19 protein-coding genes, 1 tRNA gene and 1 riboswitch are annotated in these 22,335 nt (G+C 37.7%); of the genes, 7 read left to right on the plus strand and 13 right to left on the minus strand.

The window, feature by feature from the left end; genetic code table 11:
• Positions 1–7: 7 nt before the first annotated feature.
• The 10 genes from HNR52_RS02630 to HNR52_RS02675 all read right to left on the minus strand — a co-directional run bounded on the left by HNR52_RS02630 (position 8) and on the right by HNR52_RS02675 (position 12,423).
• The gene (locus HNR52_RS02630) at positions 8–409 is read right to left on the minus strand and encodes an FHA domain-containing protein (protein ID WP_013787326.1); all 402 of its coding nucleotides are present in this window, start codon (positions 407–409) and stop codon (positions 8–10) included.
• 12 nt (positions 410–421) lie between these two features.
• Positions 422–3,202 carry an excinuclease ABC subunit UvrA gene (uvrA, locus tag HNR52_RS02635; RefSeq protein WP_435619679.1) on the minus strand — a complete coding sequence of 927 codons (2,781 nt, stop codon included), beginning with the start codon at positions 3,200–3,202 and terminating at the stop codon, positions 422–424.
• Positions 3,203–3,244: 42 nt separating this feature from the next.
• Positions 3,245–5,230, minus strand: a complete 1,986-nt coding sequence (gene uvrB / locus HNR52_RS02640; RefSeq protein ID WP_435619634.1) for an excinuclease ABC subunit UvrB — start codon at positions 5,228–5,230, stop codon at positions 3,245–3,247.
• 101 nt (positions 5,231–5,331) lie between these two features.
• Positions 5,332–6,048: a 2-phosphosulfolactate phosphatase family protein gene (locus HNR52_RS02645; RefSeq protein ID WP_013787323.1), complete on the minus strand. Its 717-nt coding sequence runs from the start codon at positions 6,046–6,048 to the stop codon at positions 5,332–5,334.
• Positions 6,049–6,060: 12 nt separating this feature from the next.
• Positions 6,061–7,293 carry a PDZ domain-containing protein gene (locus HNR52_RS02650; protein WP_435619635.1) on the minus strand — a complete coding sequence of 411 codons (1,233 nt, stop codon included), beginning with the start codon at positions 7,291–7,293 and terminating at the stop codon, positions 6,061–6,063.
• 9 nt (positions 7,294–7,302) lie between these two features.
• The gene (locus HNR52_RS02655; protein WP_013787321.1) at positions 7,303–8,502 is read right to left on the minus strand and encodes a S41 family peptidase; all 1,200 of its coding nucleotides are present in this window, start codon (positions 8,500–8,502) and stop codon (positions 7,303–7,305) included.
• 123 nt (positions 8,503–8,625) lie between these two features.
• A complete protein-coding gene (locus HNR52_RS02660; protein ID WP_435619636.1) occupies positions 8,626–9,765 on the minus strand; it encodes a murein hydrolase activator EnvC family protein in 1,140 nt (379 codons plus the stop codon).
• 12 nt (positions 9,766–9,777) lie between these two features.
• Positions 9,778–10,665, minus strand: coding sequence for a permease-like cell division protein FtsX (ftsX, locus tag HNR52_RS02665; RefSeq protein ID WP_435619637.1), 888 nt, complete (start codon positions 10,663–10,665; stop codon positions 9,778–9,780).
• Positions 10,655–11,341 carry a cell division ATP-binding protein FtsE gene (gene ftsE / locus HNR52_RS02670; RefSeq protein ID WP_013787318.1) on the minus strand — a complete coding sequence of 229 codons (687 nt, stop codon included), beginning with the start codon at positions 11,339–11,341 and terminating at the stop codon, positions 10,655–10,657. The genes ftsX and ftsE overlap by 11 nt, the downstream gene beginning before the upstream one ends.
• 32 nt (positions 11,342–11,373) lie before the next feature.
• Positions 11,374–12,423 (minus strand): PucR family transcriptional regulator, encoded by a 1,050-nt coding sequence (locus HNR52_RS02675; protein WP_435619638.1) that lies wholly within the window; start codon positions 12,421–12,423, stop codon positions 11,374–11,376.
• Positions 12,424–12,735: 312 nt separating this feature from the next.
• On the opposite strand from HNR52_RS02675, the gene HNR52_RS02680 reads away from it, so the two are divergent.
• From HNR52_RS02680 to HNR52_RS02700, 5 genes are all read left to right on the plus strand, one after another.
• Positions 12,736–13,860 (plus strand): class II glutamine amidotransferase, encoded by a 1,125-nt coding sequence (locus HNR52_RS02680; RefSeq protein ID WP_013787316.1) that lies wholly within the window; start codon positions 12,736–12,738, stop codon positions 13,858–13,860.
• The gene (locus HNR52_RS02685) at positions 13,857–15,362 is read left to right on the plus strand and encodes a glutamate synthase-related protein (RefSeq protein ID WP_435619639.1); all 1,506 of its coding nucleotides are present in this window, start codon (positions 13,857–13,859) and stop codon (positions 15,360–15,362) included. Before HNR52_RS02680 ends, HNR52_RS02685 begins: the two co-directional genes overlap by 4 nt.
• A 63-nt stretch (positions 15,363–15,425) precedes the next feature.
• Positions 15,426–15,869: a 4Fe-4S dicluster domain-containing protein gene (locus HNR52_RS02690; protein WP_435619640.1), complete on the plus strand. Its 444-nt coding sequence runs from the start codon at positions 15,426–15,428 to the stop codon at positions 15,867–15,869.
• The gene (locus tag HNR52_RS02695; protein ID WP_435619641.1) at positions 15,870–17,135 is read left to right on the plus strand and encodes an NAD(P)/FAD-dependent oxidoreductase; all 1,266 of its coding nucleotides are present in this window, start codon (positions 15,870–15,872) and stop codon (positions 17,133–17,135) included.
• A gap of 1 nt (position 17,136) precedes the next feature.
• Positions 17,137–17,868, plus strand: coding sequence for a GltB/FmdC/FwdC-like GXGXG domain-containing protein (locus HNR52_RS02700; RefSeq protein WP_013787312.1), 732 nt, complete (start codon positions 17,137–17,139; stop codon positions 17,866–17,868).
• 45 nt (positions 17,869–17,913) lie between these two features.
• Here the strand turns inward: HNR52_RS02700 and HNR52_RS02705 are convergent, their stop codons facing one another.
• Together HNR52_RS02705 and HNR52_RS02710 are read right to left on the minus strand one after the other, a co-directional pair.
• Positions 17,914–19,029 carry an ABC transporter ATP-binding protein gene (locus HNR52_RS02705; protein WP_013787311.1) on the minus strand — a complete coding sequence of 372 codons (1,116 nt, stop codon included), beginning with the start codon at positions 19,027–19,029 and terminating at the stop codon, positions 17,914–17,916.
• A 224-nt stretch (positions 19,030–19,253) separates the two neighbouring features.
• Entirely contained in the window at positions 19,254–19,709 is a 456-nt protein-coding gene (locus HNR52_RS02710; RefSeq protein ID WP_435619642.1) for a CBO0543 family protein, read from the minus strand.
• A gap of 124 nt (positions 19,710–19,833) precedes the next feature.
• A riboswitch (Lysine riboswitch) is annotated at positions 19,834–20,026 on the plus strand.
• A 131-nt stretch (positions 20,027–20,157) separates the two neighbouring features.
• On the opposite strand from HNR52_RS02710, the gene lysA reads away from it, so the two are divergent.
• Positions 20,158–21,480 carry a diaminopimelate decarboxylase gene (gene lysA, locus HNR52_RS02715; protein WP_195890945.1) on the plus strand — a complete coding sequence of 441 codons (1,323 nt, stop codon included), beginning with the start codon at positions 20,158–20,160 and terminating at the stop codon, positions 21,478–21,480.
• 38 nt (positions 21,481–21,518) lie between these two features.
• On the opposite strand, the gene HNR52_RS02720 is transcribed toward lysA, so the two are convergent.
• On the minus strand, positions 21,519–22,115 hold the full coding sequence (locus HNR52_RS02720; protein WP_435619643.1) for a 50S ribosomal protein L25/general stress protein Ctc: 597 nt from the start codon (positions 22,113–22,115) through the stop codon (positions 21,519–21,521).
• A gap of 138 nt (positions 22,116–22,253) precedes the next feature.
• On the opposite strand from HNR52_RS02720, the gene HNR52_RS02725 reads away from it, so the two are divergent.
• A tRNA-Arg gene (locus tag HNR52_RS02725) sits at positions 22,254–22,329 on the plus strand.
• Positions 22,330–22,335 lie beyond the last annotated feature (6 nt).

The following is a 22,335-nucleotide window of genomic DNA, read 5'->3' on the forward strand; positions in this document are numbered from 1 at the left end:
TACCACCTTAAATCAAAAATCTGTACTCTTCATTCCCCAGTTTTATCACATCTTCATTTTTTAATCTAACAATGTTTTTTACACGCCTACCATTTACAAACGTCCCATTCGTGCTATTTAGATCTTGTATGATGTATTTTTTACCTTTTTTTCTGATCATGGCATGTTTACTGGATACATAAGGATTATCAACGACTATATCGCAATCGTCGGCTCTGCCAATTGTTGTCACTTCAAAAAGGTTAAAGCTACCCATACCTGAAAGAGAAACCAACTTTGCCTTTGTAATCTCTCTTTCTTTTCTTACACCTTTAATGTCAAGGTAAATAATCTTAAAAACTCTGTACAAAAAAAGATATATAAGCAGTAATAATACATATTTTAATATGTTTGCTGCCAGTTGATACATAAAAACACCTCATTATCTGGCAAGAATTTTTTTCAAAAACTGCCCCGTATATGATAGGCTGTTTTCAGCCACTTCCTCTGGTGTGCCAGTAGCCACAATAGTTCCTCCTCTGTCTCCGCCCTCAGGTCCCATGTCGATGATGTAATCAGCAGATTTAATAACGTCTAAGTTGTGCTCTATCACAATTACAGTATTGCCTCCGTCCACAAGCCTGTTTAGCACATCCAAGAGCCTGTCGACATCTGCAAAGTGAAGACCTGTAGTAGGCTCATCAAGTATATAAACCGTCTTGCCTGTAGAACGCCTTGATAATTCAGTTGCCAATTTGACTCTTTGGGCTTCGCCACCAGAAAGCTGCGTAGAAGGCTGCCCTAACTTAATATAACCTAATCCCACATCATTCAATGTCTCCAACTTGCTTTTTATCCTTGGTATATTGGCAAAAAACTCCAACGCTTCTTCCACCGTCATATTTAAAACATCAGATATATTCTTACCCTTGTATTTTATATCCAAGGTTTCTCTATTATACCTGTTGCCTTTACATACTTCACATGGCACGTATACGTCTGGAAGAAAGTTCATCTCAATCTTTATTATACCATCACCACTGCAGGCCTCGCACCTTCCACCTTTGACATTGAAGCTAAAGCGACCAGGTTTATAGCCTCTCATCTTGGCATCTGGCGTATTTGAAAATAGTTCTCTAATAGGATCAAATACACCTGTATACGTGGCTGGATTTGATCTGGGGGTTCTTCCTATAGGTGACTGGTCGATGTTTATGACTTTGTCTATATTCTCAATTCCTTCTAATGCAGCATATTTCCCAGGCAAGTCCTTTGCTTTGTACAATTTTTGTGCCAGCGCTTTGTAGAGAATTTCGTTTATAAGGGTACTTTTGCCTGATCCAGACACGCCTGTTATACATATAAGTATGCCAAGTGGAAACGTAACATCTATATTTTTTAAGTTGTTTTCAGCTGCACCGCGAATTGTCAAGTAGTTACCATTAGGCTTTCTCCTTGTCTTTGGAACATCGATTTTCTTCTTCCCACTCAAATACTGACCAGTAAGAGATTCTTCACATGCCATTATATCTTCTACTGTTCCTACAGCAACGATTTTACCGCCATGTTCTCCAGGACCTGGACCTACGTCGACGATGTAATCTGCAGCAAACATGGTATCCTCGTCATGCTCAACTACAATCAGCGTATTTCCTTGGTCCTTCAACTTCTTAAGGGAATTTAAAAGCCTTTCGTTATCTCTTTGATGAAGCCCTATGCTGGGCTCATCAAGTATATAAGTAACTCCTACCAATCCTGAACCTATCTGGCTGGCAAGCCTTATCCTCTGAGACTCTCCGCCTGATAATGTACCTGCATTTCTTGAAAGAGTAAGGTAATCCAATCCTACATCTTTTAAGAAATTAAGCCTTGCTTTAATTTCTTTAATTATTTGATGTGCAATAAACTCCTCTCTTTCTGTCAATTTAAGTTCATCCATAAATTGCAGAAGTTCTGTTACAGAAAAATCTGTCATCTTGTTTATAGGTATACCACCTACAGTGACAGCCAACACTTCGGGTTTTAGGCGAGCACCATGACAATCAGGACATACGATTGGCCTCATGTACTTTTCTATTTCTTCCCGCATAAAGCTTGAATTAGTGGAATTATACCGTCTCTCCAAATTACTTACTATTCCCTCAAATCCATGTCTTTTACCGTTTTTATCTTTCCCATACAGTAAAACATTTATCAAATCATCGCTGTACTCTTCTAATGGAGTATTCTCACTATATCCATAGCTTTCTACAAGGTTTAAAATATTTTGATACGTGTAACTTTCCTGTGATACGATAAATCCAGAAAACACTCCATCTTTTAACGACTTGCTTCTATCTCTTATAAGCAAATCCGGATCGATTCTCATAAATTCACCTAACCCAGCACACGTTGGGCAAGCACCGTAAGGGCTATTAAAAGAAAACATCCTTGGAGAAAGTTCTTCAATACTTATGTTGCAGTCAGGACATGAATACTTCTCAGACATCGTAAAGCTTTCTTGACCTATGACGTCAATTGTGACGATTCCATCTGACAGCTTTAGTGCAGATTCTATTGAATCTGTAATCCTTGACTCGATATGTGGCTTTACAATTATTCTGTCTACAACAACCTCTATAGTGTGTTTTTTGTTTTTTTCTAATTTTATGTCTTCGCTTAAATCGTACATTATTCCATCTATTCTCACTCTGACGTATCCGCTTTTCTTTACGTCTTCCATGAGCTTTTGGTACTCGCCTTTGCGCCCTCTTATGATAGGCGAAAGGACTTGTATCCTTGTGCCTTCATCCAACTTCATTACTCTGTCCACCATCTGATCAACTGTCTGCATGGAAATCTCTCTGCCACATTTAGGGCAATGTGGTATACCTATCCTTGCGTACAATAATCTCAGATAATCGTATATTTCTGTAACCGTCCCTACTGTAGAGCGGGGATTTCTATTCGTAGTCTTCTGATCTATAGATATTGCAGGTGACAAACCTTCGATGTACTCCACATCTGGTTTATCCATCTGACCTAAAAATTGTCTCGCATAGGCAGATAGAGACTCCACATATCTACGCTGTCCTTCCGCATATATCGTGTCAAATGCCAATGACGATTTCCCTGAGCCAGAAAGCCCAGTTATGACGACAAACTTGTCTCTCGGTATTTCAACGTCAATATTTTTCAAATTATGGACTTTTGCACCTTTAATTACGATTTTATCTATTGCCAATTTGCTTCTTCCTTTCATGTGTTTGAAAAATTGCAATAGCAATCATATAGCATTTTTCATCATCTTTTGAAGTTCAAATATCCTATCTCTGAGTTTTGCAGCTTTTTCAAATTCAAGGTCTTTTGCAGCTTTTTTCATCTCTTTTTCAAGTTCACTTATCATTTTCTCAATAGATACTTTGTCTATTACTTCTGCTTTCTTCACCTTATAAGTGCCCTTATCTTCTGCTACTTTTGTAGCCTCTATCACATCTCTTATGCCTTTTACAATCGTCTTTGGCGTAATACCGTGCTTTTTGTTGTATTCCATCTGTATGGCTCTTCTTCTGTTGGTTTCGTTTATGGCGTTTTTCATAGATTCTGTTACAATGTCTGCATACATGATGACTTTTCCATCGGCATTTCTCGCAGCACGGCCTATAGTCTGTATAAGTGAAGTTTCCGAACGCAAAAAGCCCTCTTTATCTGCATCGAGAATGGCAACTAAAGCCACTTCAGGCAAATCCAAACCTTCTCTCAACAGATTTATTCCAATTAAGACATCAAACTTACCTAACCTCAAATCCCTAATTATCTCCATTCTCTCTATCGTTTCAATATCCGAATGCAGATATTTCACTTTCACACCCATGTCCCTAAAATAATCTGTTAAATCTTCGGCCATCTTTTTTGTCAAAGTCGTGACTAATACTCTGTATCCTTTTTCCACAGTCATTTTTATCTCGCTTAGTAGATCATCTACTTGTCCTTTAACAGGTTTAACAACCACTTCTGGGTCTACAAGCCCTGTTGGTCTTATTATCTGCTCAACAACTCTTTCAGAATGCTCCAATTCATATGGACCGGGTGTAGCAGAAACACATATTAGCTGATTTATCCTCTCTTCAAATTCCTCAAATTTCAAAGGTCTATTGTCAAATGCAGACGGAAGCCTAAAACCAAAATCCACCAAAGATTCTTTTCTGGCTCTATCTCCATTGTACATGCCTCTAATCTGCGGTATTGTGACATGTGATTCATCGATGAACATTAAAAAATCATCAGGAAAGTAATCTAACAGTGTATACGGCGGGCTTCCAGCGGCCCTGCCTGATATATGCCTCGAATAATTCTCAATTCCAGAACAATACCCAACTTCTTGAAGCATCTCGATGTCGTAATTAGTCCTCTGTTTAAGCCTTTCAGCTTCCAAAATTTTCCCTTGATCCTTAAGCTCTTTATACCTCTCTTCCAGCTCTTTTTCTATGCTTTCTATGGCTTTTTTCAACTTTTCCTTCGATGTAGCATAGTGTGATGCTGGAAAGATAGCCACATGGCTTCTTTCGCCGATTATCTCGCCAGTCAATACATCTATTTCTGTGATTCTATCGATCTCATCGCCAAAAAGCTCGATCCTGATTGCTTTGTCAGATGATGATGCTGGGAAAACCTCTATTACATCACCTCTCACTCTAAACTTGCCTCTTATAAAATTTATGTCATTCCGTTCGTATTGAATGTCAACAAGTTTCTTCAAAATCTCATCTCTATCTTTTATCATGCCAGGCCTTAAAGAAAGCATAAGCTCCTCATAATCCTCCGGATCACCTAATCCGTATATGCATGAAACACTGGCAACGATAATCACGTCTCTTCGCTCGAAAAGGGCTGCAGTAGCTGAATGCCTAAGTTTATCAATTTCTTCGTTTATGGATGCATCTTTTTCAATATAAGTATCTGTCTGTGGAACATAAGCCTCTGGTTGATAGTAGTCATAGTAACTTACAAAGTATTCTACAGCGTTCTCTGGAAAGAATTCTTTAAACTCTGCGCAAAGCTGAGCTGCTAAAGTCTTATTATGTGCAATTACAAGTGTAGGTTTATTGACATTCTTTATGATATTTGCCATAGTGTATGTTTTGCCAGAACCGGTGACCCCCAACAATGTCTGACACTTAAGGCCTATGTTTACGCCTTCTGTCAATTTTCTTATTGCTTCCGGCTGATCACCTGTAGGCTTATAATCTGATACAAGTTTGAACTCACTCATTACAAACACCTTCTATAAACAATTCCCAAGCATTTTATAATATTATACCATATATAAAAAATCAACACAAACATATGTTTTTAGCCGGCATGTGCCGGCTTTCAACATATCTTTACTACACCATTTATGTATTTAGGAACAATTGAAAACATATCTATCCTTGTGCAAAACTCCACATCATCATGATAACCTAATTTTTCAATCCTGTTTAAATGATAACCATATTTCATTATGTCTAAAACATTGTCTTTAAATGATTCATATAGAAAATATGACGCCTTCGACAAATCGTCACTTTCATACGGCTTTAGTTCTTTAAGCTTATGCAAAATAGCACCTGCAGTTATAATATCGTCGATGGAGAATTTACCCTCAGTGCCAGCACAGATGATTACTACATCTTTATCTTCTTTTTGGATGTATTCTGCAATAGATGAAACATTTAAAAGGCATCCAACAACCACATCATCTGATGAAGAAGCCTTTTTTAAAGCCCTCGTACCATTAGTAGTCGTCAATATGATAGTTTTTCCTTCTACAACATCTTTTGAATATTCCAAAGGCGAGTTGGAAAGATCAAACCCATCGATTTTGACGGCATTTCTCTCGCCACCTAATAATATTTCATCTTTGTCAAAATTGTAAGACAGGTTTACAGCTTCTTCAATATCAGCTACTGGTATAACCTCTTTTGAACCATTGACAAGGGCTGTCGTTATGACACTGGTAGCCCTAAGCGTATCTATCACAACCACCAATTTACCTTTCAATGTTTTATCAGAAACAGCATTGTATGTCTCATAAGTTTCTACAAACATCTGCTTTACCTCCTAATGCTTTTTCGTAAACTTACGCAACAAGCTTTTTATCAACCCCCCATTTTCCATCTCACTTATGCTGTATAAATTATCTGGATACTGCGGTACGATAAGCAGTCCAAGCCAATTTATCCCCTTGCAATTTCTGTATTCATATCTGACAAAACTGCCATCAGCCTCTCTTACTGTAATAAACAATATGGTTGGATTGGTTGAAAGCAATCTTTTAATATCATCTTCACTGTTAATCTGAATATCATTTATCTTTAAAACCACATCGCCTGGCTTTATTCCAATTTGTTCAGCAGGAGAATTTTTTACTACAGACAGCACCATCAAACCAGTATCTTGGTATTCAAAAAGTGGTTTTTTCGTCTTTTCTTCCCTCTGCCCAATTATAATGATTAGCTCGTGTGCCAACGGTCCAAAGAAAGCCGCAATCCATTTGAAAATATATATTTTAATGCTTAAAAGAGATAATCCTATCAATATTAAGCTAAAACCCAGAAGCCTTATTGATGATCTATGCGCTCTTTTCTTAGGCATCTCTGTAAGCGCTATATCTCCATACCCAAGTGCAGCAACTACAGGCATCATGATAAATACAATATCTTTTAAATTTGAAGAAGGTCCTAAGAGAGGCCACCAATCAGGCATGTTTATGGATGAAGCACCACCTAATATGGCTGTCGTCGTAGACAAGGCAATAAACGGTATAGGCCAAAATTTCTGCATCGTATATCCACCGGCAATATTACCGTTTTTTAGCCTTACGAATACCGGTATGCTATTTGCTGAACCATCCAAGTAAATGAGTATGCTTTCCATCAGATGGAGAATGCCCACAATAGCCATAAGCCCAGATACATTTACATTTGGATATCCAATCATCAAGCTTATGAGTGATACAATCCCGCCAGCGTAAGAAAAACATATATACCTTGGATTTATCAGCATAAGCAGTATAGCAAGCGGAAATACGTACTCTATGCCAATATTATCTATTGTTATTCCTAAAAAAACTATCACTATGCTTCCTAAAATGCCTATCAAAAAGCCATATATAGTAGAATCTAAAACCTGGTCTTTAAGGGATGTTTGCTCTTTTCCCACCATCTGCCTTTCAATCTCTACATTTCTCTTGTACTGAAAGTAAATAAAGGCAACGACAAGCCACATGAAAGGGTTTAAAATCATCAACGCAATAGATTTAATTATAAGCCATATTAAATTAATGTATATCATATAAACACCTTATTTGATCTCTGATTTTACTATGTCGTATGCTTTTATAAGCTGTGTATCGCCTTTTAAATCTGGTGTGTCCGTCACGACATAGTTTTTTGGAAGCTCGACAACGTAGTTTGGTTCAATGCCCTTCCCTTGAATGTTTACACCGCTTGGCGTGTAGTACCTTGCAGATGTGTACTTAAGGGCAGTGCCATCGCCAAAATCTATGACAGACTGTACCAAACCTTTGCCAAATGTCTTTGTACCCACAAGCACACCGACTTTTCTGTCTTTTATTGCCCCTGACAGTATTTCAGAAGCACTGGCGCTTCCACCATTAACAAGGACAGCTATCGGCTTTTGCAACCCCGGCCCTTTTGCATATATCACTTGGTCATCCTTACTTTGTCTGCCTTTCGTAGATACTATAAGCCCCTTTGGCAAAAGTTCATTAGCAATATTGACACACTGCTCCAATATGCCACCTGGATTGTCTCTTAAATCTATGATAAGTCCTTTTAAGCCCTGTGATTTAAGACCATCGAGAGCCTTTGTAAAATCAGCAGATGTGTTTTCATCAAACATCGTCATCTTAATGTAGCCTATGTTGCCTGGCAGCATAGTGCTGCTTACCGTCTGCAGTTTGATTATCTCTCGCGTCAAAGTCTTAGTAATAAGCTTATTGTCTCTCATCAAAACAAGTGAAACTTTAGTGCCTTGAGGCCCTTTCATCAAAGAAACAGCTTTATCTAAATTATTTCCATTAACCTTAACATTGTCTACAGATACTATTATGTCGCCAGATTTTATTCCAGCTTTCTCACCTGGTGTTCCTTTCATTGGCGAAACAACTACAATATGTCCATCTTTGTCAACTGAAACCACGATGCCAACACCAGCATAAGAACCTGTCGTCTGTGTAGTGAAATCTTGGTAGTCTTTCTTATCCATGTAAACTGTATATGGATCTCCAAGGGAGCTAGCAAGACCCTTTATCGATCCATCAACAAGTTTAGATTGATCTATCTTATCGACATAATCATTTGTCAGTATGTTCTCAACTTGAAAAAGCTTGCTGTATTGTTTAATAAGGTTGTACTCTTCTCTTGGCACAATCACCGAACCACCGTATGCAAGTGGTACAAGCCTTGTGAGGTAAAAAGTCATTATGCTGCTTACAAATACAAGTAAAACCGCACCAGCAACCATTCTTTTTTTATTCATATATTTATCCATTCCTTTCTTTAAAGCCAAAATATTAAACTGCCAAATATCAAAACAGTTCTCTAAATTATATGATGTTACATCTTATTATACAATAATATGGTGACAAAAAAAATAGACCGGTTATTTTAACCAGTCCATAGGATTTACAGGTACTCCATTTTTTCTTACTTCAAAATGACAATGCGGTCCTGTCGACAATCCAGTGCTCCCAGCTCTTGCTATTTGTTGGCCTCTTTTCACCGTTTCACCGACTGTAACTAAAAGTTCGGAGTTATGACCGTATAAAGTGGTTATGCCGCCGCCATGATCGATTATTACCGCATTTCCATATCCACCATAGTATCCTGCGTATATGACTTTGCCATCTGCTGCAGCAACTATAGCGGCTCCATATGATGCAGCTATATCAATGCCTGTATGCATTATATACTCATGCAAAATAGGATGATACCTTGTGCCAAATGGCGATGTTATTGTTGAACTGCTGGGAACAGGCCATCCAAGCTTTCCACCTGTATAAACCGTGTTAGAGGACTGCAATTTGGCTATGGTGCTCTCCAATTGCTTTGACTGCTCTAAAAGAGCCTTTTCTTGCTCCTCATATAGCTCTTGCTGCCTCTCTAAATCTCTCATAAATCCTTCCCTGGATGACAAGGCAACTTGAATATCCCTCTTTCTGGCTTCAACTTGATTCTTGTAATTTTCTGCATCCTGCTTTGCGATAGTTAATTGCTTCGTCTTTTCCTCAACAGTCTTTCTCTGCTGCTGATACGAATTTAGGAGATTGACATCAAATCCAACAAGCCTTTCTACTAAATCAAGCCTTGTTACAAAGTCAGCAAAGCTTTTTGCACTTAAAAGCACATCAAGATAACCTGTTTCTCCACCGCTTATGTACATGGCTCTTACTCTTCCTTTCAATATATCCCTTTGACTCTCTTCCGCCTTTTTTGCCGTATCAAGCTCTTGCTGTGCTTTATTTAATTTTGCTATCGCATCATTTAATTTCGCCTCTGCATCGTTAAGCTGTCTTGTAGTATCGTTCAATTTCATATCAAGATCTTGTATTTCCTTTTGTATATCCTGCTTCTGACTTGCAATCTGGTTCTGCTTAGCCTTGTTTTGATTTATGGCACTTTGAACATTGTTTAATTTGTTTTTTGCATCTTGCAGTTGGTCAGCTCTGGGAAATGATGTCGTAAGAAGCATCACTGAAATTAATAATGTAAAAATTATCTTCCTCCATTTTCCTTCCTTCAATAATATACCTCCTCAGACATTTAAAAATCTCTTTATAGATATACCACTGCCAATGGCACCTATTAAAGAACCCATAGCCAAAAAGTACACAAGTGATTGCCTTATCACGACACCTGCAGGAAGAAGCGTAAATATAATCAGTTTGTTGTTCACAAGGTCTGAAGCATATCCGTATATAAAACCTAGGATAGCTATAGCCAGCACTGAACCGACAAGCCCTAATACAATGCCCTCTACAAGAAATGGCCACCTAATGAACCAATCTGTAGCGCCAATATACTTCATGATGTTAATCTCCCTGCGACGTGCAAACACTCCCAATTTAATTGTGTTTGAAATTATTACAACTGAAATTATAAAGAGAATAAGTATCACAAATAGGCCAACAATCCTTATTATCTTTATAATTCCCAGCAGTTTATCTACCACATCTTGTCCATAGCTTACCTGCGTTACACCATCAATCTTCTTTATCTCTTCTGACACTTGCTTCATCATGTTTGCATCTGTCACTTTGACTATAAAAGACTGCGGCATCGGATTGTCATTTTCCAAGCCATTTACTAAATAACTTTTGTCACCCAACTGCTTTTTAAAATTATTAAGAGCATCTTTTTTAGACTCAAACGTTATGGATTTTACACCGCTTATTGCCTTTATCTCCTCACCCACTTTTGCCACTTTAGCAGCATCATAATTATCATTTATGAATGCTTTAAGCTCCAATTGCGATTCAACTTGGCTGGCCATAGAATCCACGTTAAGTATGATTATCAAAAACAGCCCTAATATCAGCAGTGCCGCCGTAACAGAAGTAATAGATGCAACTGTCATCGCTCTGTTTCTTTTGACATTCGTAAGACCTTCTCTTATGTAATATGCTGCAGTGTTAAGCTTCATATCCGTAAACACCTCTCATCTCATCTCTTACTATATTTCCCTTTTCAAGAGCAATGACCCTTTTCTTCATCGAATCAACAATATCTTTTGCATGCGTAGACATTATTACAGTTGTTCCCCTTTTATTGATTTCAGACAGCAATTTTACTATTTCCCATGACGTATCAGGATCCAAATTTCCCGTAGGTTCATCAGCCACAAGAATCGAAGGCTCATTTACAATCGCCCTTGCAATTGACACCCTCTGCTGTTCACCACCAGACAATTGCTGCGGATACGAATTGGCTCTCTCGCTTAATCCAACTAAAGACAAAACCATCGGTACCCTTCTTCTTATATACTTAGGCTCAGCTTCCACAATCTGCAGTGCAAATGCTATATTCTCATACACTGTTTTATTCGGCAAAAGTTTAAAATCCTGAAACACTACGCCGATATTTCTTCTTAAATACGGCACTTCTTTTCTTTTTAACTTTGTTATATCTTTTTTATCTACAAAGATACTTCCTGTAGTAGGAATTTCTTCTCTCAAAAGAAGCTTTAATATCGTAGATTTTCCAGCACCACTTGGCCCCACCAAAAAGACAAACTCGCCGTTATCAATCGTAAAATTGATATTTGAAACAGCGATAATGTCATTTTTGTACTTCTTTGAAACCCCAACAAATTTAATCATTTCCTGCAACATTCCTTTCGAAATTGTTTTTACTATGGTAAAAATTTCGCAAACGTCATTAAAACCTTAAGTATTACGGCATCATTAAACTGTTTAGGATCAAATCCTGTTAATTTATGTATCTTATCCAATCTATAAACTAAAGTGTTCCTATGGATGTACAAATCTCTTGATGTTTCACTTAAATTCAAACTATTCCTAAAAAAAGCATTGAGAGTCGTAACAAGTTCATCGTCATTGAAATAATCTAAATTGCCATCTGTAAAAGCCATAAGAAATCTCTTAATGTCATCATCTGAAAGCTTCAACAGCAGATCCTCTAAAGCATAGCTTCTGTAAAAGTAAATCCCTTTCTCATTGTTATCAATTTTTTCCCCAAATTTCAATGCTATAAACGCTTCATCATAGCCTTTGCTTATCTCTTTAAAATTGTAGGCTTTGTTTGAAACACCCATATCTATCCTAATATATATTTCGGATTCAATTGTATCCTTTAAAGTTTTTGCAGCCATATCAATATCCGTTAAAGCTGTCTCTAAAAGCAAAACAGCAAATCTATTTTCACTTAGAATGATAGTTTGAAAGCTGTTCTTTTCAAATATGTGACCTACTATCTTATGAGCATCATAAATCTGCTCACTTGACTCGATTATTATAACTCTATAAAGTTCTTTTTCTTCGATTTTAAATTTTTGAAAGTAATACTCCATCTCATCGTCTTTTAAATCACCTAAAAGAAGCTTTAAAAGCAAGTCGTCTTTCGACAACTGATTTGCAATGTGTTCAAAGCTCATCGATAACAGCATGACAATGTTTCGAGCCTTCTCACCAGTGCCTTTAACACCGACAGTCAAGAAACGCCATCCGTTTACAAATATGTTGTAGAAAGTCATGGCTTGACATTCGTATACATCCTTTTTGTCTATAAATTCTCTGTTTACGACAAAAATTCCTTCTTTTTTTAAAGAATTTTCTTCACCTGAAAAGATCAACTTGCCATCTTTATCGATGAGATATATTGGAACATCTACATATCTTTGAAAATCTCTAACGGCTTTTTTAACATTATCGTAAATACTCATACAATACCACCTTAATATAAAGTATATAATAATTATACAATATTTTGTAGTAGAAAAAATAGGTATTGTAGAAATTAACAAAATTTTGCCGTAAAATGTCACAAACGTTTTTGGGTAAAACAACTTTATGAATTTCTACATTTTTGTATTGCAATTTTCAAAAAATGTAATATAATATTGATAACACTCTTATCAAGCTGAAAATTTGGTTTCAAACGGTTTACTGTAAGAATATGCTGCAGTAAACTTTTTCTAAAAATTGCAGTTTACAAAAAAAATATTGCACATAAAAAATTTTAAGGGGGTTATAAAATGTTGAAAGAAGGAAATATAAGGATACCTTCTGGGTGCGCTATTAGCGGCATAATAGATAGATCTGGAGCGGTTTTTTCTGGCCAGATAATTGCCGATTCGATTGCAACGATGCATGATAGATCAAACGGCCTTGGTGGTGGTTTTGCTGCCTACGGCATTTATCCTGAGTTTAAAGAACATTACGCATTCCACATGTTTTACGACAACACAAAGGCAAAACAGGAAACGGAAGAACTGCTTAAAGCAAATTTCGTCATAGCTTACGAGGAAAAAATACCTACAAGAAAGACAGAAAGCATAAAAAATGCGCCTCTTATCTACAGATACTTTGCATTACCTAAACTTGAAGTATTAAATGCCAATGAAATTACCGACGAAGATTTCGTCGTTAAGTTTATCTTCAATGTAAATAAAAACGTGGATGGAGCGTATATTTTCTCCAGCGGCAAAAACATGGGTGTCTTTAAAGCGGTTGGTTATCCAGAAGACGTGGCTGAGTTTTACAAATTGGAAACTTACAATGGCTACATGTGGACAGCTCACGGCAGATTTCCTACTAACACTCCTGGATGGTGGGGCGGTGCACATCCTTTCAATCTCTTAAACATATCAGTAGTACACAATGGAGAGCTTTCTTCTTATGACACAAATAGAAAGTATTTAGAAGAATTCGGATATTCTTGCACACTTCAGACAGATACCGAAGTCGCTGCATATATCTTCGATCTGCTGTTGAGAAAGCACAATCTACCCGTGTCTTTGGCAGCGAAAGTCGTAGCGTCACCTCTGTGGAATCAAGTTGAACGCATGCCTCAAAAGGAAAGGGAACTTTATCACAGTCTCAAAATGATATACAGCAAAGCTTTATTGAATGGTCCTTTCTCGCTAATCGTAACATACGATAATGGCTTCATCGCCATCAATGACAGGATAAAATTAAGACCATTAACAGCCGCAAGCCACGGTGATGTAATTTACGTCGCAAGCGAAGAATCAGCTATAAGGCAAGTCTGCAAAAATCCTGATAGAGTATGGATACCTAAAGGTGGAGAGCCTGTAATTGCAGAGATGGACCAGCAAAACGTCTCTGAGATTTTCAATAAAAAGGAGGTTACTGCATGAGCCTTAATTACCTTACACCAGAATTTAAAGTGATAAGAGATTACGATAAATGCATAAACTGCAAAGTCTGCATGAGACAATGCGCAAATGAAGTACACAGCTACGATGAAGATTTAGGCAAAATGGTAGCTGACGATTATAAATGCGTAAATTGCCAAAGATGTGTCGTAATGTGTCCTACACATGCTTTAACAATAGTAAAACATCCTCAAGTTTTCAGAGAAAACGCCAACTGGACTTACGACGCCATAAGAGATATATACAGGCAAGCTGAAACAGGGGGAGTTCTTCTGTCAGCCATGGGAAATGACAGGCCATATCCTATTTACTGGGACAAGATGGTGATTAATGCAAGTCAGGTTACGAACCCTTCTATAGATCCATTAAGAGAACCAATGGAGTTAAAAATTTTCATAGGGAGAAAGCCAGATAAAATAGAATTAGACGAAAATTTAAACGTAAAGACAAAAATGCCTCCGCAGCTAACATTAAATTACCCTATAATGTTTTCTGCCATGTCGTATGGTTCAATAAGCTACAATGCTCACGCATCACTGGCAAGAGCAGCAAAAGAATTAGGAATATACTACAATACTGGTGAAGGCGGTCTTCATAAGGATTTTAGAAAATACGGTCCTAATACAATCGTTCAAGTAGCATCAGGTAGATTTGGAGTTGATAGGGAATACTTAAAGATTGCTGCGGCAGTTGAGATAAAGATTGGTCAAGGGGCAAAACCTGGAATTGGCGGTCATTTGCCTGGTGAAAAAGTAAGCGAGGACATTTCCGAAACAAGAATGATACCTGTAGGCAGCGACGCCATATCACCTGCACCACACCATGACATCTACTCAATTGAAGATTTAAGTCAGTTGATATATTCGCTAAAAGAAGCAACAGACTACAAAAAGCCTGTCGGTGTGAAAATAGCTGCAGTCAACAACGTGGCAGCCATAGCATCTGGCATTGCAAGAGCTGGTGCTGACTACATCGCTATAGATGGTTTTAGAGGCGGTACAGGTGCGGCTCCAAAGCGCATAAGGGATAATGTAGGCATTCCAATTGAGTTTGCCATCGCATCAGTAGATTCAAGGCTCCGCTCTGAAGGTATAAGACACACCATCTCCCTCATCGCAGCAGGCAGCATAAGAAGCAGCGCTGACATAATAAAAGCTATTGCGTTAGGCGCTGATGCAGTCTATATAGGCTCTGCGGCGCTCATCGCACTTGGTTGCCACATGTGTCAACAATGCTACACTGGAAAATGCAATTGGGGAATAGCCACTCAAGATCCTAATCTCGTAAAAAGATTAAACCCTGAAATAGGATATAAAAGGCTTATAAACCTCATTACAGCTTGGGGCCATGAGATACAGGAGATGCTTGGCGGTATGGGTATAAACGACATTGAAAGCCTAAAAGGCAACAGGCTTATGCTAAGAGGAATAGGCATGACTCAGAAAGAACTGGATGTATTAGGCATACTGGCAGCCGGAGAATAAAATCTTTTAATATTACATTTATCAACTATTAATCTATCATATTGAATGAAAGGATTGAAATATATGAAGAAGGTTTATGCCAAGGAAGAAGTTTGCGTCGGATGCAAACTTTGCGAGGTATACTGTATAACATCCCACTCCAAGTACAAAGATGTTTTGAAGGCATACAAACTCGACAGTAACCGTCCAACTCCAAGAATTGTTGTAGAAGAAAATCGTCCATTATCCTTTTCACTGCAGTGCAGACACTGTGATGATGCTCCATGTGTAAAGGCTTGTATAACAGGTGCAATGCAAAAAGATCCTGTAACAGGTGTTGTAACTTGCGATACCGATAAGTGTGTAGGATGCTGGACATGTGTCCTCGTATGTGGATTTGGAGCAATCGTAAGAGACACAAACAATAAAATCGCTTCAAAGTGTGATCTATGTGCAGAAGCTGGTGAGCCTGCCTGTGTAAAAAACTGTCCTAACGAAGCTCTTGTTTTTTCAGAAGGAGGTATTTAGATGAATATAGTAATAATCGGAAACTCCGCTGCAATGGTTGGGGCAGTGGAAGCCATCAGAAAGTACGACAAAGCGTCAAATATAACCGTCATATCTGATGAAAAATACCACGTGTATTCAAGACCTTTAATATCGTACTACCTTGCAGGGACAGTTACAGAAGAAAAAATGGCTTACAGAGACAAGGACTTTTACCAAAAAAACAATGTAAAAACCATTCTTGGTGTAAAAGCAGTATCCATTGATGAAAACAAGAAAAATGTAATGCTTGAAAATGGCGATTCTGTATCATACGATAAACTGCTTATAGCAACAGGTGGCAAACCCTTCGTCCCTCCAATAAGCGGACTTGAAAAGAAAAACATTCAGACATTTATAAAACTTGACGAAGCAAAAAGCTTAAAATCAAATATCAGGCCAAACTCAAAAGTAGTCATCGTCGGAGGCGGCCTGATAGGGTTCAAAGCCGCAGAAGGACTTCATGAATTAGGAGCAGATGTCACCATCGTTGAGCTTGCCGATAGGATTTTAAGCACTATCCTTGATAATGAATCCGCATGTATAGTAACAAAAAGGCTTACAAACGAGGGTATAAAGATTAAGTTAAATACAACAGTAGACGAAATTATAGGTGACGACTATGTAAAAGAAGTCCATTTGAAAAATGGTGAAACATTGGCTGCCGATCATCTCATATTTGCAATAGGCGTGACTCCAAATACAGATGTTACAAAAGGAACATCCATAAAAGTCAATCGCGGTATATTGGTAGATAAACATATGAAGACTAACCTTGACGATGTATACGCTGCTGGAGATGTGGCTGAAGGATACGATATGCTCATCGATTCAAATAGAGTCGTACCTATATGGCCCAGTGCCTACATGCAAGGAGAGATTGCTGGTTTAAACATGGTAGGCGTTGAAAGTACCACAAAAGGTACATTCCCAATGAATTCCATAGGCTACAAAGATACTTACATCATTACAGCCGGAATCATAAATCCTCCAGATAGCTCTTATGATGTGATAACAAAAGCTGATTATGACAAAAACTCTTATAAAAAAATTGTGCTTAAAGGTAACAATATTGTAGGCTTCATACTGATAAACGATGTTGATAGAGCAGGAATATATACAGGACTAATAAGAGACAGAATAGATGTTTCCCCATTTAAAGATCATCTTATGAAAGATGATTTCGGATACGTTTATTTCCCTAAAGACTTACGTAAATCCAAAATGTTGGATCTGGAGGTGCATTAATGTGAAGACAATCGATGCAAAAGACATGCATTATAAAGACTTAAACGAAATGATAAAAGAATTAGTCAATTCAGGAGAAGATGTGATAAATTTAAAAAATGTGAACGGACAAAGGTATATAGGAGATAACTTGAATGGTAGTACCAAAATAAACATAGAAGGTACGCCAGGAAATGACTTAGCTGCATTTATGGACGGATTGACTATTGAAGTGTTTGGCAATGGTCAAGACGCCATTGGAAACACCATGAACGATGGAAGCATAATAGTCCACGGTCATGTTGGAGATGTTGTTGGATACGGCATGAGAGGCGGCTCCATGTATATAAAAAGCGATGCCGGATACAGAGTAGGTATCCACATGAAACAGTACAACGACAAAGTTCCAGTAGTTGTAATAGGTGGAACGCCTGGAGACTTCTTCGGTGAATACATGGCAGGTGGATGCATGATAGTGTTAAATTTAAGCAACAAGAAAGATATCGTTGGTGAATACTGCGGGACTGGAATGCACGGCGGTGTCATATATTTAAGGTGCAATGACGTAGAAGATTACAAGCTTGGAAAAGAAGTCATAAAAGAAGAAGCAACAGAAGATGATTTAAAGGAAATAAGCAAATACATCAAAAACTTTTCATCGTATTTCAAGTACGACTACGATAAAATAATGAATCACAAGTTTATAAAGCTTCATCCTGCAGGTCATAGGCCTTACGGAAAGCTGTATGCATAAATAAAACCCATAGGAAGAATAATCTTCCCTATGGGTTTTATTGTTTTATCTATTTAATATCGTCTGCTCTGTCTGCTTGTCAAACAGATGGAGTTTATTCGTATCAAGACCGATTTTGATTATATCGCCAGCTTTTGCTGTCGATCTTGGATCAACTCTCGCTGTAAGCGGCTGTCCTTGCAAATCGAGGTAGAGATATGTTTCAGAACCCATAAGCTCTGTAACATCTACTTTAGTCTCAATCACGCTATCTGGATATGCTTCAAGGAAAACTTCCTCGTCATGCAGATCTTCTGGCCTTATGCCTAATACAACTTCTTTGCCTATATAGCTTTCATCTTTTAACCTCTTTACGATTCCATCCGGAACCACAACTTTAAAGCCTTTGAAAGATGCATAAACTTTTCCATTTTCGCTTTCAAGCCTTGCATCTATGAAATTCATCTGTGGACTTCCAATGAAACCTGCAACAAACAAATTATCAGGATGCTCATATATTACTTGTGGCTTATCTACCTGCTGTATAACGCCATCTTTCATGACGACTATTCTTGATCCCATCGTCATAGCCTCTGTCTGATCGTGTGTTACGTATATAAATGTCGTCTGCAATCTGTCATGAAGCTTTGCAATCTCTGTCCTCATCTGAACCCTAAGCTTTGCATCCAAGTTTGAAAGAGGCTCATCCATGAGGAACACCTTAGGATTACGAACTATAGCACGTCCTAAAGCAACCCTCTGCCTTTGTCCACCTGACAATGCCTTTGGCTTTCTCTTTAAATAATCTTCTATGCCAAGTATCCTGGCTGCTTCCTTTACTTTTTGGTCTATTTCTGCCCTTGGCACTTTTCTAAGCTTTAAGCCGAAAGCCATGTTGTCATAGACTGTCATGTGTGGGTACAGAGCATAGTTCTGGAACACCATCGCTATATCTCTGTCCTTTGGTGGAACATCATTTACTAATTTCCCGTCAATATATAACTCTCCTTGACTTATCTCCTCAAGACCAGCAACCATCCTCAATGTAGTAGATTTACCGCATCCAGATGGTCCGACTAAGACTATAAATTCTTTGTCTTTAATCTCCAAGTTGAAATCTTTAACAGCCGTCACTCCACCCTGATATGTTTTGTATACATGCTTAAGAATAACATCAGCCATCTTTCGATATCCCCCTTAAAATGGTAAACGTTTGATACTTATATTATAATATTATTTTTCAGTATTTCAAATATACAATACCTATGATATTTACATTGTTTTTTTGTACATTATTAATCATCTATTTTTTCTTAATCTGTCTAAATATCTAAACCACATGTAAACAAGTATTGAATCTATAGAAACAATTAAGATAAATTTAAGCATACTTATCCCCCATTCAGCTATCTTTCACTTCTCATCCACGGCGCTAACTTAAATATCGTAATTAAATTGCCTAAAGACATCAATGCCAAAACGTCTATCGTAATGCTGTAAAAATAATGCCAATGTATATATTTAAGTGCTCCAGACAGCTTTAATGCGAACTCTAACCCAAAAAACAAAGCAGTAGATACAAAGACATTTATAAGCCTCAATATTCTATTCTCCGGATAAGTCTGGGCATATAATATGCCTATCGTAAATGGTGCGCCAAATGTAAAAAAGAATGATGAATTGAAAATCTTTAAAATGTCGTACCTAAAATCGTACAATTTTAAGTGAAACGCCATATTATCAATTATTAACTGACAGATAGCAGCTAACAGTCCTGCCCATATCGTATACTTTATCTGTTTTAAATCAATAAGCAAGATGAAAATTATCCAAGATGCTATAAAAGTCATCAACCACTGCATAACATCACCCCTTGAAAGTCTCATTATTGATTATTCCCTAAAGATTTATAAATATGTTGACACATTAAGTTTTTAATGGTATCATATTAAAAAAAATAAATACTATGTACCTCATCTTCCTTGAAGGTGAGGTAGAGGAGCGGGGCATCAAGAGTAACATGCATTAGGCTTTAAGGAGTCGATGATTGCATGTGAAAGGGATAAATCCGCCGAAGCGTGTAGATACCTTAATATCTACATAGCTGGGCCTATGCATAAGATGTATAGGACTGTCACAAGTAGTTGACCCGGACTATTTGTGATGAGCTATCTCGCTAAGGGAAAGGAGGTATTTCTATGTCTATTAAAGCACAGCTAAAGAAAATACCTTAGCTGTTTTTATTTATACATTGATTTTGATATTTTAAATTAATAAAGTGATGGAGATGATTTTGTGTTTCAAAAGAACATGCGCATAAATTCAAAAGGTCATTTAGAAATTGCTGGGTGCGATACCGTAAAGATAGCAAAGCAATACGGTACTCCCCTTTACGTTATAGATGAAGAGCTATTAAGAGAAAATTGCCGTTCCTTCTACAACGGTTTTAAGAAAAATTATCCAGGAAATGAAGTGATTTATGCCAGTAAGGCATTTATGACAACAGCCATATGTAAAATCATAGAAGAAGAAAATTTAGGATTAGACGTAGTATCCGGAGGTGAACTCTATACAGCACTAAAAGCCGATTTTCCTGTCCAAAATATATACTTCCACGGTAACAACAAATCAATAGACGAGCTAACGATGGCATTGGAATACAACATAGGCTGCATCATAGTCGACAATTGGTTTGAACTCAATATGCTAAATGAACTGGCTTTAAAGATGGGCAAAAAACCCAACATATACTTAAGAATTTCACCTGGTGTAGAAGCCCATACACACGAATACATTAAAACTGGTCAAATAGACTCTAAGTTTGGATTCCCTCTTTTTAATGGCGATGCCCTCGACGCCATAAAGTACGCCTTGACGCTGGATAATGTAAATCTAACTGGTTTACACTGCCATATAGGTTCACAGATTTTCAGCTACGATTCGTATAAGGCAGAAATAGATATAATGATGAACTTCCTTAAAAAAGTAAAAGACACTACAGGTTGGGAAGTCGAAAATCTGGATTTAGGCGGTGGATTTGGAATAGCTTACGTTGAAGAAGATGACCCACAACCTATAGAATTAATAGCAAGCGAGATAATGAAGACAGTTGAAGAATTTTCAAAGGAATTAAATATAAAAAGGCCCAACATAATAGTAGAGCCAGGTCGCTCTATAATTGGCAATGCAGGCACTACGCTTTACACTGTTGGAGCGATAAAAAACATTCCTGGCGTAAGAAAGTACGTCTCAGTTGACGGCGGAATGGCTGACAATATACGTACAGCTTTGTACGGTGCAAAATACAATGCAATTGTGGCCAACAAAGCTCGCAAAATAAACCTTGAGAAAGTTTCTATTGCAGGGAAATGTTGTGAATCTGGTGACATGCTTATATGGGACATAGATTTACCACAGCTTGAAAGTGGCGATATAATAGCCGTAACGTGTACAGGCGCTTACAATTACTCAATGGCAAGCAATTACAACCGCCTCCCTCGACCTGCTGCTGTACTTCTAAATAACGGTGAATCAGATTTAATAGTAGCCAGAGAAACTTATGATGACTTAATCAAAAATGATGTAATACCAGAGAGACTTTTAAGTGAAAACAAAAAGATCATAAATTATTAAAAGGAGCAAAATGCTCCTTTTAATTTTCTCAAATATTCTTATTCACCCTCTGAAGCAGCTTCAGTAGACTCCTCTGCTACATCAGCATCCTTTGGAGCTACTACTGTCAATATAACCTCGTCAGAATCATCTACCTTCTCAACATTTTCAGGAACAACTACATCTTTTACAAGTATCGTATCTCCTATATCTAAATTAGATACATCTACTACAATCTCTTCTGGTATGTCTGTAGGCAGAGCCTCAACATTAAGCTCCCACTTCTGATGCTGTACTAAAAGACCTTTGCTTTCAATAACGCCTACACCTTCAAATTTAAGCGGTACTGCTGCTTCAACTTTCTCATTCATAGACACTCGCTGAAAATCTATATGTATCAGCTTTCCAGTCAATTCATCCTTTTGTTCATCTTTCAGTATTGCTTGATGCGTAGCACCGTTAACTATCAAATTGAGGAGGACATTCCTGCCGTGTTTTTGTACTATTGTGCGAAGCTTACCGGTTTCGACAGCTAGCGGAATGCTCTCCATGCCTTTTCCGTACAGTATGGCAGGAATGTAGCCTTTTTCCTTCAGCTTGCGGGCCGCATTCTTACCCGGTGTTCTCAATACAGCTTCAAGTTCGACATTTTGCATTGTCTCTCCTCCTTCGTAATTATTTTGTTCAATTTTTAATTAATTATAGCACTACATAACAAAAATATCAAATTTCTGTCAGCAAATACGGTTGACTTATGTCTTTTAAAAAGGATATAATGTAGTATGAAGTTTCGTGCGCCTGTAGCTCAGTGGATAGAGCGTTCGGCTCCGAACCGGGAGGTCGCAGGTTCGATTCCTGTCAGGCGCACCAGAACGC

This window comes from Thermoanaerobacterium thermosulfurigenes (assembly GCF_051201035.1).
GTDB classification, from domain to species: Bacteria; Bacillota; Thermoanaerobacteria; order Thermoanaerobacterales; family Thermoanaerobacteraceae; genus Thermoanaerobacterium; species Thermoanaerobacterium thermosulfurigenes.

Excerpts from the sequence above, each read along its gene's own strand:
- HNR52_RS02695 (WP_435619641.1), top strand. The coding sequence starts at position 15,870 with ATGAATATAGTAATAATCGGAAACTCCGCTGCAATGGTTGGGGCAGTG.
- HNR52_RS02710 (WP_435619642.1), bottom strand. The coding sequence starts at position 19,709 with ATGCAGTGGTTGATGACTTTTATAGCATCTTGGATAATTTTCATCTTG.
- ftsX (WP_435619637.1), bottom strand. The coding sequence starts at position 10,665 with ATGAAGCTTAACACTGCAGCATATTACATAAGAGAAGGTCTTACGAAT.
- ftsE (WP_013787318.1), bottom strand. The coding sequence starts at position 11,341 with ATGATTAAATTTGTTGGGGTTTCAAAGAAGTACAAAAATGACATTATC.
- HNR52_RS02680 (WP_013787316.1), top strand. The coding sequence starts at position 12,736 with ATGTTGAAAGAAGGAAATATAAGGATACCTTCTGGGTGCGCTATTAGC.
- HNR52_RS02655 (WP_013787321.1), bottom strand. The coding sequence starts at position 8,502 with ATGAATAAAAAAAGAATGGTTGCTGGTGCGGTTTTACTTGTATTTGTA.
- uvrB (WP_435619634.1), bottom strand. The coding sequence starts at position 5,230 with ATGAGTGAGTTCAAACTTGTATCAGATTATAAGCCTACAGGTGATCAG.
- HNR52_RS02645 (WP_013787323.1), bottom strand. The coding sequence starts at position 6,048 with ATGTTTGTAGAAACTTATGAGACATACAATGCTGTTTCTGATAAAACA.
- HNR52_RS02720 (WP_435619643.1), bottom strand. The coding sequence starts at position 22,115 with ATGCAAAATGTCGAACTTGAAGCTGTATTGAGAACACCGGGTAAGAAT.
- HNR52_RS02675 (WP_435619638.1), bottom strand. The coding sequence starts at position 12,423 with ATGAGTATTTACGATAATGTTAAAAAAGCCGTTAGAGATTTTCAAAGA.
- HNR52_RS02705 (WP_013787311.1), bottom strand. The coding sequence starts at position 19,029 with ATGGCTGATGTTATTCTTAAGCATGTATACAAAACATATCAGGGTGGA.
- lysA (WP_195890945.1), top strand. The coding sequence starts at position 20,158 with ATGCGCATAAATTCAAAAGGTCATTTAGAAATTGCTGGGTGCGATACC.
- HNR52_RS02650 (WP_435619635.1), bottom strand. The coding sequence starts at position 7,293 with ATGATATACATTAATTTAATATGGCTTATAATTAAATCTATTGCGTTG.
- HNR52_RS02690 (WP_435619640.1), top strand. The coding sequence starts at position 15,426 with ATGAAGAAGGTTTATGCCAAGGAAGAAGTTTGCGTCGGATGCAAACTT.
- HNR52_RS02685 (WP_435619639.1), top strand. The coding sequence starts at position 13,857 with ATGAGCCTTAATTACCTTACACCAGAATTTAAAGTGATAAGAGATTAC.
- HNR52_RS02630 (WP_013787326.1), bottom strand. The coding sequence starts at position 409 with ATGTATCAACTGGCAGCAAACATATTAAAATATGTATTATTACTGCTT.